General features: G+C 68.9%; 19 protein-coding genes. 13 read left to right on the plus strand and 6 right to left on the minus strand.

The window, feature by feature from the left end; all coding sequences use genetic code 11:
* Together ACSW7Y_RS11870 and ACSW7Y_RS11875 are read left to right on the plus strand one after the other, a co-directional pair.
* On the plus strand, positions 1-1,273 hold a 1,273-nt coding region (locus ACSW7Y_RS11870; RefSeq protein WP_438126487.1), incomplete at its 5' end, for a sensor histidine kinase.
* Entirely contained in the window at positions 1,270-1,929 is a 660-nt protein-coding gene (locus ACSW7Y_RS11875; protein ID WP_438126488.1) for a response regulator, read from the plus strand. The genes ACSW7Y_RS11870 and ACSW7Y_RS11875, both read left to right, overlap by 4 nt.
* 69 nt (positions 1,930-1,998) lie before the next feature.
* Here the strand turns inward: ACSW7Y_RS11875 and ACSW7Y_RS11880 are convergent, their stop codons facing one another.
* A complete protein-coding gene (locus ACSW7Y_RS11880; RefSeq protein WP_438126489.1) occupies positions 1,999-2,940 on the minus strand; it encodes a family 43 glycosylhydrolase in 942 nt (313 codons plus the stop codon).
* Between the two features lie 96 nt (positions 2,941-3,036).
* Here ACSW7Y_RS11880 and ACSW7Y_RS11885 point away from each other — a divergent pair, with 96 nt between their 5' ends.
* The 7 genes from ACSW7Y_RS11885 (at position 3,037) to ACSW7Y_RS11915 (ending at position 7,471) form a co-directional block, all read left to right on the plus strand.
* Entirely contained in the window at positions 3,037-3,342 is a 306-nt protein-coding gene (locus ACSW7Y_RS11885) for a hypothetical protein (RefSeq protein WP_438126490.1), read from the plus strand.
* A 34-nt stretch (positions 3,343-3,376) separates the two neighbouring features.
* On the plus strand, positions 3,377-4,813 hold the full coding sequence (locus tag ACSW7Y_RS11890) for a hypothetical protein (RefSeq protein ID WP_438126491.1): 1,437 nt from the start codon (positions 3,377-3,379) through the stop codon (positions 4,811-4,813).
* A 5-nt stretch (positions 4,814-4,818) separates the two neighbouring features.
* A complete protein-coding gene (locus tag ACSW7Y_RS11895; RefSeq protein ID WP_438126492.1) occupies positions 4,819-5,280 on the plus strand; it encodes a hypothetical protein in 462 nt (153 codons plus the stop codon).
* A 134-nt stretch (positions 5,281-5,414) separates the two neighbouring features.
* The gene (locus tag ACSW7Y_RS11900) at positions 5,415-5,603 is read left to right on the plus strand and encodes a hypothetical protein (RefSeq protein ID WP_438126493.1); all 189 of its coding nucleotides are present in this window, start codon (positions 5,415-5,417) and stop codon (positions 5,601-5,603) included.
* A complete protein-coding gene (locus tag ACSW7Y_RS11905) occupies positions 5,557-5,997 on the plus strand; it encodes a hypothetical protein (protein ID WP_438126494.1) in 441 nt (146 codons plus the stop codon). The genes ACSW7Y_RS11900 and ACSW7Y_RS11905 overlap by 47 nt, the downstream gene beginning before the upstream one ends.
* Positions 5,998-6,055: 58 nt before the next feature.
* Positions 6,056-6,427, plus strand: a complete 372-nt coding sequence (locus ACSW7Y_RS11910) for a hypothetical protein (RefSeq protein WP_438126495.1) — start codon at positions 6,056-6,058, stop codon at positions 6,425-6,427.
* A 390-nt stretch (positions 6,428-6,817) separates the two neighbouring features.
* Positions 6,818-7,471: a nuclease-related domain-containing protein gene (locus tag ACSW7Y_RS11915; protein ID WP_438126496.1), complete on the plus strand. Its 654-nt coding sequence runs from the start codon at positions 6,818-6,820 to the stop codon at positions 7,469-7,471.
* 66 nt (positions 7,472-7,537) lie between these two features.
* Here the strand turns inward: ACSW7Y_RS11915 and ACSW7Y_RS11920 are convergent, their stop codons facing one another.
* Both ACSW7Y_RS11920 and ACSW7Y_RS11925 read right to left on the minus strand, forming a co-directional pair.
* Positions 7,538-7,717: a hypothetical protein gene (locus tag ACSW7Y_RS11920; RefSeq protein WP_438126497.1), complete on the minus strand. Its 180-nt coding sequence runs from the start codon at positions 7,715-7,717 to the stop codon at positions 7,538-7,540.
* A complete protein-coding gene (locus ACSW7Y_RS11925; protein WP_438126498.1) occupies positions 7,714-8,319 on the minus strand; it encodes a hypothetical protein in 606 nt (201 codons plus the stop codon). The genes ACSW7Y_RS11920 and ACSW7Y_RS11925 overlap by 4 nt, the downstream gene beginning before the upstream one ends.
* Before the next feature lie 45 nt (positions 8,320-8,364).
* Between ACSW7Y_RS11925 and ACSW7Y_RS11930 the strand changes: the two genes are divergently transcribed.
* Positions 8,365-8,748: a hypothetical protein gene (locus ACSW7Y_RS11930; RefSeq protein ID WP_438126499.1), complete on the plus strand. Its 384-nt coding sequence runs from the start codon at positions 8,365-8,367 to the stop codon at positions 8,746-8,748.
* Between the two features lie 21 nt (positions 8,749-8,769).
* Here the strand turns inward: ACSW7Y_RS11930 and ACSW7Y_RS11935 are convergent, their stop codons facing one another.
* The gene (locus tag ACSW7Y_RS11935) at positions 8,770-9,297 is read right to left on the minus strand and encodes a hypothetical protein (protein ID WP_438126500.1); all 528 of its coding nucleotides are present in this window, start codon (positions 9,295-9,297) and stop codon (positions 8,770-8,772) included.
* Between the two features lie 60 nt (positions 9,298-9,357).
* Entirely contained in the window at positions 9,358-10,113 is a 756-nt protein-coding gene (locus ACSW7Y_RS11940; protein ID WP_438126501.1) for a phosphotransferase, read from the minus strand.
* 343 nt (positions 10,114-10,456) lie between these two features.
* Between ACSW7Y_RS11940 and ACSW7Y_RS11945 the strand changes: the two genes are divergently transcribed.
* The 3 genes from ACSW7Y_RS11945 (at position 10,457) to ACSW7Y_RS11955 (ending at position 12,136) form a co-directional block, all read left to right on the plus strand.
* Positions 10,457-11,107 carry a hypothetical protein gene (locus ACSW7Y_RS11945; RefSeq protein ID WP_438126502.1) on the plus strand — a complete coding sequence of 217 codons (651 nt, stop codon included), beginning with the start codon at positions 10,457-10,459 and terminating at the stop codon, positions 11,105-11,107.
* A gap of 182 nt (positions 11,108-11,289) precedes the next feature.
* Positions 11,290-11,748, plus strand: a complete 459-nt coding sequence (locus ACSW7Y_RS11950; RefSeq protein WP_438126503.1) for a MerR family transcriptional regulator — start codon at positions 11,290-11,292, stop codon at positions 11,746-11,748.
* Positions 11,666-12,136, plus strand: coding sequence for a VOC family protein (locus ACSW7Y_RS11955; protein WP_438126504.1), 471 nt, complete (start codon positions 11,666-11,668; stop codon positions 12,134-12,136). The genes ACSW7Y_RS11950 and ACSW7Y_RS11955 overlap by 83 nt, the downstream gene beginning before the upstream one ends.
* A gap of 238 nt (positions 12,137-12,374) precedes the next feature.
* Here the strand turns inward: ACSW7Y_RS11955 and ACSW7Y_RS11960 are convergent, their stop codons facing one another.
* Positions 12,375-12,845 carry an AAA family ATPase gene (locus tag ACSW7Y_RS11960; protein ID WP_438126505.1) on the minus strand — a complete coding sequence of 157 codons (471 nt, stop codon included), beginning with the start codon at positions 12,843-12,845 and terminating at the stop codon, positions 12,375-12,377.
* Positions 12,846-13,074 lie beyond the last annotated feature (229 nt).

Here is a 13,074-nt window from a genome sequence, read left to right on the forward strand (position 1 = left end):
GCCGCACGCCACGCGGCGACGCCGCCCGTGGTCGACCCGCCGCGAGTGGGCCACCTGGCCGGTCGTCGTCGCCCGCCTCGTCCTGGTCGTGATCGCCGCGACGCTGTTCGCCGTCGCAGCGCCCGTCACCACGGTCGTGTACGCCGTGCCCGTGCCGCTCGCGCTGCTCGTCACCGCGGTGCTGTCGGTGTCGCTCGCCCTCGCTCCGGTGCTCCCCCGCACCGCCTCGGTCGCGCACCTCGTCGCCGTCGCGGGCCTCGGTGCGCTGACGGCCGGCAGCGACGTGGCCCCGTGGCCGCTGCCCGTCACCGCGATCATCGGCCTCGGGGTACTCGTGGTGGTGCTCGGCGTCCGGACCGACTGGCGGCTCACCGCGGCGGTCTGGACGGCCGCGACGGTCCTCACGCTCGCCCTCGTCGCCGTGGCCCCGTCGCGCTGGGAGCCCGCCGACGTCTGGGCCGCGACGTTCGTGGTCTCCGCCGGGTCGACCCTGCTGCTGGCCGGTGCGGCCGTCGCGATCGGGCAGCGGCGGGCGGTGCGCGTCGAGCTCGCCGAGGCACGGCGGGACGTCGAACTCGAGCAGGAGCGTCGGCGCACCGTCGAGGAGCGCGCCCGCATCGCCCGCGAACTGCACGACGTCGTCGCGCACAGCATGTCCGTCGTGCACATGCAGGCCGAGTCCGCTCCCTACCGCGTCCAGGACCTCCCTCCGGAGGCGCGTGCCGAGTTCGCCGCGATCGCCGGCACCTCCCGCACCGCGTTGCGCGAGATGCGCCAGCTCCTCGGCACCCTCCGCGGAGGGGCCGACGCCGAGCGCGCACCGCAACCGCAGCTGGCGGACCTCCCCGACCTGGTCGAGCGCACCCGCGCCGCCGGCATCCCGGTCACGCTGCACCTCGACGCCGCCGACGACGACGCAGGCCAGCTCGCGCAGCTCACCGCCTACCGGGTCGTGCAGGAGGCGCTCGGCAACGTGGCCCGGCACGCGCCCGGCGCGTCCACCGTCGTGACGGTCGGGAGGCACGGAGCGGCGCTCCTGGTCGAGGTCACCAACCACGCACCGTCGACCGGGACCGTCGTCGCCCCACCGCCCGACGACGGCGGCTTCGGGCTCGCCGGGATGCGGGAGCGGGTCGCCGCCCTGGGCGGCACCGTCGAGCACGGCCAGCAGCCGGACGGCGGGTTCCGCGTCGCGGTGACCCTGCCGACCTCCGGACCGGCGCAGCGGTCCGCTCCACGGTCCGCGACGCGAGCCGAGGAGGCCGGCCGGTGACGCGGGTGGTGGTGGTCGACGACCAACAGATGTTCCGCATGGGACTGCGGGCGATCCTCCAGGCCCAGGACGACCTGGAGGTGGTGGGTGAAGCGGCGGACGGTGCCGAGGCGGTCGCGCTCGTGCTGCGTGAGCAGCCCGACGTCGTGCTCATGGACGTGCGAATGCCGCACCTGGACGGCATCGAGGCGACCCGGCGGATCACCGCGGCGCCCGCCGACCGGCCCGTCCGGATCGTCATGCTCACCACGTTCGACGTCGACGACTACGTGTTCGACGCCCTCCGCGCCGGGGCGAGCGGGTTCCTGCTCAAGGACGCCTCGGCCGAGGAACTCGTCGCGGCGGTCCGGACCGTCGCGGGCGGCGAGGCCCTGCTCGCTCCGCGGGTGACGAGGCACCTCGTGGAGGCCTTCGTCGCCGCTCCTGCACCGGCCGTACCGCGCACCGAGGTCCTCGACGTGCTCACCGAGCGGGAGCGCGACGTGTTCGTGCTGGTCGCCCGTGGTCGGTCGAACGGTGAGATCGCCGCCGAGCTGTTCATCGCCGAGCAGACGGTGAAGACGCACGTCGGGCGCATCCTCGCGAAGCTGCAGCTCCGCGACCGGGTGCACGTCGTGGTGCTCGCCCACGAGAGCGGGCTCGTCGGGCCGGGGTGATGGACACACGGGTCGGCTTGCGGTCCGATCCGGTCGGTACGGTCTGGTGAGCCCCTCCGTACGGCGTGATCAGGCTGTCTGCACGGTCGGTGTGCCGTCGACGACGGTGAGCTCGGTCGCTGCGATCAGCCACGTGTGCCCGTCGTTCGGGTTGCCCTGGAAGAAGAGGTACTCGCGGCCGTCCGCGTCACGCAGGTACCCCGGGTGGCCCGACTCCGAGTGGTTCCACGTACCCTCCGGGCCGGCGGGCACGAGCGGCTCCTCGGATCCGCGCGTCCACGTGCGACCGTCCGGACTCGTCGCCCACCCGATCTGCTGCGGCGCGTTGTTGTAGGCGCCCGCGTAGAACACCGTGAAGCGCTCGCCGTCCCACCGCAGCGCCGGGGCCTCGATGCAGTCCTGCTCCCACGGCAGTTCCGGCGCGAGCGCGGGGCCGTCGACGGACAGCTGCTCCCAGTCCGACGGGCCGTACGCGCTGCCGAGCTTCGCTCGCGAGGTCCCGAGCAGCTGCGTCGTCATCGTCGGGTCCCGCGTGACCCACGCCAGGAGCAGCCAGTCCCCCGCCACCACGAGGTCAGCGTCGATCGCGCGGCCGCACGTCCAGTCGCCCGTCGGCCGGAACACCGGGTTCTCCGGGTTCGGGGTGAAGGTCAGGCCGTCGTCGCTGACCGCGTGGCAGATCGAGTCCTCGCGGCCGCGACCGTAGGTCTGGAAGAACAGGTGCACCCGACCGTCGATCACGACCGCGCCCGGGGCCGCCGCACCGCTCCGGTCGTACTCGCCGAACGGTGGCAGGACGGCGACCGTGCGCCACGACACCAGGTCGTCGCTCTCCGCGATGCCCACCGACCAGCCCTCGGGCTCGTCGTCGCTCGGGGACGGGAGTGAGCAGTACAGGAGGTACCGACCGCCGAAGCGGATCACCGACGGGTCCTTGGCGTAGGGGCGGCCCCGGCGCGAGGTGTCGCCCCACGGTGCGCCGAGGAGTCGGACGGAAGCGTCGGTGCTCATCGGTCCACTGTGCACCCGCTACCGCACCTGAGGCTCCTCACAGTCCGGGCGTCTGGGCGCGGTGGCGTGCTTATCGTGTTCGACGGAGGGGGTGCCATGGCCGGGGAACTGCGGCTCGACGAGAGCGGACTCAGCGGACTCGTGCGCGAACTGCAGGCGCACGGCGCGACGAGCGACGGGCACGCCGCGGATGCGGACGCTGCACTCGCCGCTGCCGCAGGTGCGCTGACGACGCCGACGATCGCCGGCGCGGTGCAGCGTCTCGCCGAGCGGTTCCGCGGCAACGCCGACGACGTCGGCACCCGGATGACGAGTCTCGGCTCCTCCCTCACCACCGCGGCGCACGCTGTGCTCACCGCCGACAGCAGCCTCGCCGGCGAGGCCGACCGGATCGAGCGATGAGCGTCCTCGCCCTCACGACCGACCGGTTCGAGCGATGAGCGTCCTCGCCGGCGCGCTCAGCGCCTCCGACGTGGTCGACGTCACCGACGACGCCGACGCCCTCCGTGCCGCCGCCCGCCGGTTCGCGACCGCGACCGACGGCGTGCTCACGAGCGCGACCAGCGGGTCGACCGCGTGGGCGGGCCTGCCGACCGTCTTCACCTCGGAGGCGCTCCAGCCCGCGCTGACGCCGCTGATGGACCCGGCCGTGCAGAAGGCACGTCAGGTCCAGGCCGCGGGCGAGGAGTTCGAGCGGGTCGCTCTCAGTGCGGCCACCGGCATCGAGGCGCTGCAGCACCGCCACGACTCGCTCGTCGCGCAGATCGAGCAGTTCCACGCGTCCGCCCCGGGTCGCGTCGCCGCTGAAGCCTCGGCGCAGGCGGCGTCGGGAGACCTGCTCGGCGCCGTCGGGACCGTCATCCAGCACTGGCAGCAGGTCCCGGCGCTCGTCACCGAGGAGCTCGGACTCCGGACGCAGGTCGCGGCCTACAACGACGACGTCTCCTCGACCATGCAGTCGATAGCCGCGCAGTTCGACGCGATCACCCCCTCCGCGGTCGACGCGCACCCGGTGCACACCGCCGCAGACGTCTCCGGCAGCGGGTCTGGCTCGGGTTCAGGGCACAGCAACTGGTTCGAGGACGCGTGGAACACCACGAAGGCCGCCGTCGGCCTCGGGGGCACCGTGCTCGGAGCCGAGGCCGAGATCGTCTGGCCGCACGTCCAGGACGCCGCTGCGGTCGCCGGCAACATCTTCGCCTCGCTCGGCAACGCGATGGTGGAGCACCCTGACGAGACGCTCGAGCTCCTCGGCGGGCTCGCGATGATGGCTGCCGGTGGAGCGGTCGAAGGCGGCGGGGTCGCCCTCGACGCCACCGGTGTCGGAGCGCTCGCGGGCGTGCCCCTGAACGCTGCCGGCGTAGCGCTTATGGGAGCCGGTGCCACTGCGGCAGCGACCGGTGGGGGCCAGCTCGGCGTCCACGCGATGACGGACGACCGCGAGACGCCGTACCGCACCGACCACGCGTCCGAGGCGGAGAAGGCCCGACGCGCGAAGGAGCCGAACGAGGACCACCCCGGACGGAGCAAGGACGGCACCTACCGGTCACAGAACAACGACGAAGCGCGCGTCGACGCCGCCCAGAAAGAAGCCCAGGGCATCAAGCAAGTCGAGAAGCAGCTCGGTACGAAGGTCGACACCACCAAGGTCAAGGCGAAGGTGGACGGCGTCCCGAACGGACGGATCTACGACGGCCTGGCGGAGAAACCCGACGGCACCTACGTCGGCGTCGAGATCAAGAGCGGCACCGCGACCCGCAACGCAGAGCAGCGTGCGTTCGACAACGCCGTCAGCCCGGAGAACCCCGCCACTGCGACCCTGAACGGCAAGACCATCAAGATCACCGAGGTGATCGAGCAGAAAGTACCCTGAGACCGATGTTCGTCATGACCACCAACTCGGACTCCAGCATGCGGCTCACCGACGCCTTCCGGCCGTACCGCGAGCAAATCCGCTTCAACCTCGGGCAGCTCGACAACGACGAGGACTGGGCCTACCAGCTCTGGTACGTGCCCGACTCCGCCGGCTGGCCCGATGCTCCCGGCTACTCGGACGAGGACTGGAACAGCCGGTACATCCAGGCCGGCGGTAGCGCCGAGCGGATGAGCGTCGAGATCCAACGCGTCGAGGACGGCCAGCTCCGCCACTACGTCGTCGGCCGCGAGCACGACGTCGACGAACCACTCACCGAAACGGTCAACGTCGCCGGCACCGACCACCCGGTGCACCCGGCCGAGGTGTTCGACGCCGACGAAGCCACCGACGTCTTCTTCCACTACTTCCAGGACAGCGGCACCGTGCCCGACGGGTACGTCCTGCGCTACCTCGACTTGTCGTAGACCCGGCGAAGCGTTGACGGTCGTGGCATCGACCTCGGATGCGTGAAGGCGCGAATGATCATCCAGGAGTCGAACAGTCGCATCGGCAGCATCCTGAACGGACGTTGCGGCCGATGCCGGACTAGGTGCGGCACATGCTCGTTCTGCTCGACAACGAGGAGGAATTCGCCTGGCGGATCTGGTGGCGCCCGGAGGACGACGGTGAGTACCGGTACCTCGTCGTCGGCCGCGACCACGACCACGACCATCACAGCGTCGACGGCAGACAGGAGTCCCGTGTTCATCAACACCCTCAGCAGCGCCAGCAACTCGAAGCTCGCTGACGAGTTCCGGTCCTACCGAGACCAGATCCGTTGGATACTGGGCCTGCTCGACAGCACGAGTGCGCGCCGATTCGAACACCAGCGTTGGTTCGTTCCGGACTCCGCCGGTTGCCCGAACACGGCTCCGTGCCGCATCGCCGGGAGCAGGGGCAATGCGAGGTCGATGACGGCTTGGTCGGTGGAGACGCACACGGCGAGGAGGTCGACCGTCATTCCCGGGTGTTCCGCGTCGTCGAGTTCGGTGAATGGGAACGGGACCTGGTTCAGCGCTTCCGGGCGGCGGGCCCAGAAGTGCAGCGAGAAGCTGGCGTCCGCGATCGCTGCCTCCACCGCGCAGATCGAGGCGTACGGTTCCGCGCTGAAGCTTGCGGGTCTCGAGGTCGACGATGCCTGAGAATCGCGTGGCATGGTGGCCAAGTCAAGACGCGCCGCCTCCAGCGAGCTGGTCCTACGTGATCGAGGACCTGCTCGCTCCCGATCGCTCGCAGGAGTGGGCGCGTGCCGCAGCACTCTTCATTGAAGAGCACAGGGAGCGATTCGGTCGTGGCCCGACGTTCAACGAAGTGTTCAATCACCTCCTTCCGGAGGCGGACGGAATTCCCTCACCGCGCCCGGAAGGCGTCAGCTCGCGGGACCACTACCTCGCTAGGAGCAAGTTTCGGCTCTACGTGATGCGCGAATGGCGCAAGCACGACCTGTTCGCGTGGAGAACAGGAAAGACGCGAAGCCTCAACGCCAAGGGGAGGTTTGCGCGGATGCTGCGTCAGCTTCAGCGAGCGGACACAGAGGGACCGTCAGACGCGCACATGTGTCCGTCGCGATGAGGATGAGGTGCGAAGGCGCGGGGGTTTGCGACGTCGTCGCTCGATCGAGCCGCCATGACGCGTGAGTACACACCCGCGCACGAACCTGTCGCGGGATTGTGCACGTCAAGGGGCCAGCGCGATGCCTGGTACTCCGCGGCAGCAGCGATCCTCGGCCCGAAACTCGTGCACAATCTCGCGACGACACTCAAGTTCTTGAGGGGCGCCCGCGCGGCGGCTGCATCGGGATGCCGAACCGCCAGTGCACCAGGGTGCACGTTCTTTTTCTTCGCACGCAGGCGGCCACACAATGCAACCCGTTCCGGTACCGGTACAACCGGTACGCGGCCAGCACCCGCGCCTCGCACTGGGGCTGGCGACGCGCGCTGTCGATCTGACTGGATGGAAGCCATGGGGACGAACGACACCACCGGCGCCGGCGCCTCCGCTCAGCGCGAGTACGACCGCCGGCGGGCGAGCGACGAGGCGAAGATCCGCGAGACGTGGGGCGACGGCACCATCGGCACGATCGCCGTCGCGCTCTCGGGCGAACGCCAGAGCACCGTCGCGTGGAAGTCCGGCGCAGCCGGCGAGGCCGAGGTCGGCCGGGCGCTGGACGCGATCGCCTCCGAGCACGTCGTCGTGCTCCACGACCGCCGCATCCCCCGGTCCCGCGCGAACATCGACCACATCGTCATCACCCGCGCTGGCGTCTGGGTCGTCGACGCGAAGCGCTACCGGAACAAGCGGCCTCGCCTGCAGGTCGAAGGCGGGCTGTTCCGACCCCGGACCGAGAAGCTCGTCGTCGGTAGTGACCGCACCAAGCTCGTCGACAGCGTGCTCCACCAGGTGACCCTCGTGCAGGCCGTCGTCGGTCCGGTCTCCGTGCACGGCGTGCTCTGCTTCGTCGATGCGGACTGGCCGCTCTTCAGTGGCTCGTTCACGGTGCGAGGCATCGACGTCTGCTGGCCGAAGCGGCTCGCCAAGCGCCTGTCCACGCTCGAGGGGACGGTCGACGTAACCGCGGTCGCCGGCGCAATCGCAGCGCACTTCCCGCCCGCCTGAGCCTCGCTGCAACCACTCTTCGGTGGCGACAACTCCGCTGCTGCTGTCACTTCTCGCCACTAAGTGTCAACAGCGCGGCACGTTCGCGCGCACGTCATCGGCCTGCGCCTCGTCGAGCTCCCAGCGCTCATAGTCAGTGTGCCCTGGGTACCTCGAGCGCAGGTAGTCCCGCACCACCTTCCCCGGCCGCGACTCGTTCGTGTAGCCGAGCTCGACTGCCAGCTCTCGTGGTGTGTACGTCGTCATCGCTGCTCTCCCTCGCGTTCGCGCCCGAGCAGCCGGTGCAGCCAGCCCGGTCGCGCCTTGGTCTCGGTGCTCGCTTCCGGCACGGGTGACTGTCCCGGCGCGGGCACCGGGAACCTGACCGTCACGGTCAGCTCGCGCTCCGCCGGATCCGGCATCGGCGTCATCGGCCAATCCGACGGCTCGTAGTCGTCGGGCACCACGTATCCGCCGCAGTTCACGACCTCGCCGGCGGCGCTGACCGTGACGCTCCGCACGTGGAGCGTCCCGTCGTCGAAGTCGTACGGGCTGCGTCCGTCGGTGACGTACGCGGTCTCCTCGCGGAAATTCTTCGACCAGGTGAGCCGGCCGACCGTGCCTGCGACCGACGATGCCCACCAGTGAGCACCGTCCCACTTGACGCAGAGCTCGTCGCCCACGCGCACGTCGCGCATGTGCTCGGTCACGCTCGAGCGGTAGAGGTTCGACGCCTGCGGCGTCCCGCGGCCGGCGTAGACGCTCGCCAGGAGCTCCCTGATCCCGAAGCGGCGATCGCCGTTCTTGTGGACGGAGCCGAGCTGCGGATGACCGTCCGCGGCCGCCGGTGATCCTGGCGTCTGAGTCATCGCCCCTCCTCGCGCACGCTCATCGCGCCACACTAGTGTCGGCACATGGGGTTCCGGGGGCAGACGCAGCGCGCTCCGCTCAACGTCCGAGCGCTCGTCTCCATCGCGCTGATCATCGTGACGGGCATCGTGGTCTGGGCGACCGGGGCGTTCGATCCTGCTGCGCAGACTCCACCGTCCCAGTTCGACTACGACGCCGGGAGCATGCCCCCTACCGCCGACGACCGGGCCGCGGCGACGGTGCAGGCTGTCGCGCTGATAGGGACGCTTCCCGCGGCCGTGCTCGCCCTCGTCATCGCGACGAGCGCGCTCCGGACCTGGAAGGAACAGGTCTCCGCGATCATCGCGACCAGCCTCACGAGCCTCGCGGCGCTGGCCAGCGTCTTCTTCGCCTGGATCGGTGTCGGAACCCTGGTGTTCTTCACGTAGCCGGGGCGCGCTCGCACCGGCTCACAAGTCCTTGAAGTACCCGAGGTAGACCCATGTGCCCACCTCGCAGCTGCTGCCGACGTCCAGTCGTTGGGCACCACCGTCTGGTGCGACCAGCCGCACCTCCTGCGACACCGGACCCCTGTCCGACCAGTCGTGCCGTTCCGGGTAGTCGGACACCGCCGACTCCACGAATCCAGCATCTTCCGCGTTCTGCAGCAGCGCGCTCACGTCCGGAACGCATGCCACGACCCACGCCTCGGACGCCTTGATCAGCGACCTCGCACCCGATGCCTTGAGCTGCGCGTCTGGCGGCAGTCTGACGCTGAACGTCGTCTCGATTGACGTCCGCCCGAGGCGACTGCACTCGCCCTTCAGCGGCTCGCAGATGCTGCCGTCGTCGGTCTCTTGCGGCCCAAGCGCCCGGTGCACCGAGGCGCCGACGCTGAACACCACCGCGGCAACCACGCCACCGAGCACCAGCACGAGCGCGGCGAGCATGCCCACCAACCGGAGCGCGCTCGGCGCCTGATCGTCCTTCTCCCCCATCCGTCCACGGTATCCGGAGCTGCCGCCGCGCCGGCGGTCGCCGTCTCGGTAGCCGATGGGCTACTGCGACCGAAGCGCGTCCACCCAAGCGCCGCGATTGGCTCGGAGGTAGGCGCAAACGGAGGCCCAGTACTCACCATGACCGGTCGTGTACATGGTCGCCCACGGTTCCCAACCGTCGGCATGGGCTCGCTGCAACAGTGCGTGCATCGCGTCGCTGCGTTCGATCATCACCGTTGGCAGCTCCGCCCGGAGTGCTTCGCTTGGGCCGTACCCGTCGATGAACCAGCGGAGACGTTGGGCTGCTTCTGGCACCGGTCGTGAGTCGTCGAGCATCGAGAACGACTGCGCTGCGTAGGCGAGGTCCCATGAGCGAGTACTCGGCCCCGCGCCGTCCCAATCGATGAAGACCCACCGCTTACCAACGATCAGGTTCCACGGAGCCAGGTCGTTGTGGCACACCAGATCAGCCGGCCCGGGCGGTGGGATCAGCACGTCCCACACGCCGTCGTCCGCCGAGTACTCACCACCTGCGTCGTGGATGCGGCGCACCAGCGCACCGACCCGCCGCAGCCCCTTCTCATCGAGGGGCCCGAGGTCCATCGCGAGATCACCCGGTACGTACTCGAGGACCTGGCGACCGTAGTCGTCGAAACCGTGCGCAGACGGCACGTCGACGCCTTGGGATCGTAAGTGGGCGGTGAACCGAGACACGGAGGATGTTGACGGAAGAGCGGGCTTCCGAACAGTGTCACCCACGCGCACGACGCTCGCGGAAGCGTTGCCGCCAGCCAGCGGAACCTCATCGTCGACCATGAGAAAAGGGTCGCACGCCGTGTCCCTTAGACGATCGGCCATCGGACGACGGCCAGGTAGTGAGCTAAAGGACCACGCGCACGAGCGATGGTCGCTTCAGTGCGAGCCTCGCGGACGACACAGGCCGCCCACGACTGCCACCATCACGCCGACCATCGAGATTGCGAGGCCGATGTGCGGAGAGCCGGTGAGCTGCAGGACAACACCGACCACGAAAGCCACCGCACCCAGGAGGAATGCCGCGAGCCAGCCCGGAACCTTCATGAGCCGAGCCTGCCACTGGCGTTCCCTCCCGTCCGTTAGCCGATCCTCTGCCGGACGCCGTCGTACGCTGTCCTGGTGGTTGAGCGTGATCATCCTCGTGATGGCCGAGTACATGGTCGACGATTCCCCGCTGTGGTATCGCGGATCGCGGTCGGGCGAACGCTTCGGCGTCGCGGAAGCCGCGGACCTCGGACTGAGCTCATCCCTCCGGCGCGACCTGCAGGCGTGGAACGACGTCTTCGAACAGGTTCGGAACGCGGTCTTCGATGACCGTGAAGAGTCCCGCCCCGTCCCGTCGCCTTCGAGGTCCCTTGAGGTGTTGGCCGCCCACAGGGGCGAGGCATTCTCCCTCGCGAGCCGCGTCCAGCTCGAGCTCGGTGACGACATGCACGTCTGGTGCGGCGCAGGCGAAGGCATCGACATGGTGAACGAGTCGGGGACGGCCGTCGTACTGTCAAGCAAGCGAACAGGGACGGATGTCGAGTACTTGCACGACGGGAAGCGCGACGTCAGATCGGCGCTTGCTGCGGGTGCTCGTGAGGGAATTGCCAAAGCACTCGTCCACTGGCGTTCTCTCACCGAACGAGTCGGGACGCCGTTCGGCAACGCCGAGACCCGCGCCCTCGGACTTAGAACTGCCGGGCGCTTGCAGAGCGATGTCGGGCCACACGCTCAGGTCATCTTCTACGCCGGCGCGTCAGCGCCGTACCGCCCCGACGAAGTCGACTGAGATCGTCACTGTCCGATAGCCGATCGGTCATCGGACACCGCTTCCGAGATACCCGATGTCGATGCCGATGCCGATGCCGATGTCGATGTCGATGCCGATGCCGATGCCGATGCCGATGCCGATGCCGATGCCGATGCCGATGCCGATGCCGATGCCGATGCCGATGCCGCAGGATAAGGGGCATGCGCATCGGCGAACTCGCTGCCCGGACCGGTGTAAGCGTGCGATCGCTGCGCTACTACGAGGCGCAGGGCTTGCTCACGCCGCAACGAACCGCCGCCGGGCAGCGGGTCTACGGTCCACACCACGAAAGTGTCGTCGCCACCATCCGCGACCTGCTGGCCGCTGGCTTCTGCAGCTCGGTCATCGGTGTGCTCCTGCCTGCGCTATCGAATCCCGTCGCATCGACCGATCGGCTGCGGTCTGCTGTCGACGCGGCCGAAGCGCGTCTGCGCAGCGAGCAGGATGCGATCTTGCAGGAACTCGACCGCCTAGCGCAGCTTCGTCGTCGATGGGGTCTTGCCCCTGACGCGCACGTCAGGAACGAGAGTGGGAGTCATGACGAACCCCACAACTCCGAAGCAGCTTCGTTTGATCATCGAGACCGACGACTTCGACGAGGCGGTCCGCTTCTACCGTGACACGCTCGGCATGCCCGAGCAGGTCGCGTTCGCCACGGACGGCGACGACCGGGTGGCGATCCTCCACGCGGGCATCGCCACGATCGAACTTGCCACCCGCACCCACGCGAGGAATATCGACGAAGTCGAGGGCATACCTTCGACGCCGCCCGGTCCTCCCTCGCTCCGCATCGCGTTGGAGGTCGAGGACACCGAGCGCGCCGTCGCGAGGACGACCGAGGCGGGAGCCGACCTCCTCGCCCCTCCTACAACGACGCCGTTCCGGTCGAAGAACGCGCGCGTGCAGGGTCCTGCTGGTTGGCAAGTCACGTTCTTTCAGGAACTCGATTCTCTGCAGGAGCGCCGAGCGCGTGGTGGCTTCCTGACTGACGACACACGCGACCGGTAGATCCGAACTACGTCGTCGATCTCGACCAGTTCATCACCCTTACGAGTACGCGATGGCCATCAAACGCCCCAGCGAGGACGAAGGATGGGTTTGGCTCAGCCGGCAAATGGTGTCCGATAGACGATGGTTGACCGGGACAACGAGACCAGTGCTGCTCGAATCGAAGGGCGACGAGAAGTGCGTGTCCATGGTTCGGTCGTGCGGGGGCGACCCCCTTCGAACCACAGCACAGCGCAGGTCATGTTGCGGTCAGTCTCAGTAGGTCGGTGGCGACGACGGCAGGAGGGCGCTCCGCGTCGACGATGTGGTCGAACAGCGACAGGCGTCGCAACTCGGCGATCTGAGCACGATTGTCGTCGGCCCAGTCCTCATTGCTCCAACCTTCTTCCCGCAGACGTAGGCGGTGGCGACGCGTCAACTCAGCATGCGAGACCTCAAGCAGCACAGTCATGAAGCCGACAGCGCGCAGCGCACGCACATCGCCCGGATCGAACGTGGAGTGCAGCAGGACCACGTCGGACAGTGCGGCGGCAGCGGCAAGGGCCCTCGGGGCGACGACTGCCTTCCTCGTGTCGATGTCGGGGTAGACACCCCCGTTCAGCCGGACCAGTTCGTCGTCGAGGTCCACGATCGTGATCGTCGTCGACTGCAGGTGACGCGCAATGGTGGTCTTGCCGGACGCGAGAGGGCCGACGACGAGGAGCTTCACCTGATGAGTGTTGCGCACTTGTGTGGAGAGGTCGTCCGTTGACCGATCGGTGCTTTCAAGGAGTCGTCGCAACGAAGGTCTTCGAGGCGACCATACGGGGCCGGGGCATGCTTGGCGTTATGACGATCTACCCGGGTGATCCGCGCGACGTCTACCGGCGTCGTCGCGGACTGATCAACGCCGCTCAGGGAGTGTTGTTTCTCCCGGCGCAGGGCGGTTGGCTTCTCAT

It is taken from the genome of Curtobacterium flaccumfaciens (genome assembly GCF_051548005.1).
Classification (GTDB): Bacteria; Actinomycetota; Actinomycetes; order Actinomycetales; family Microbacteriaceae; genus Curtobacterium.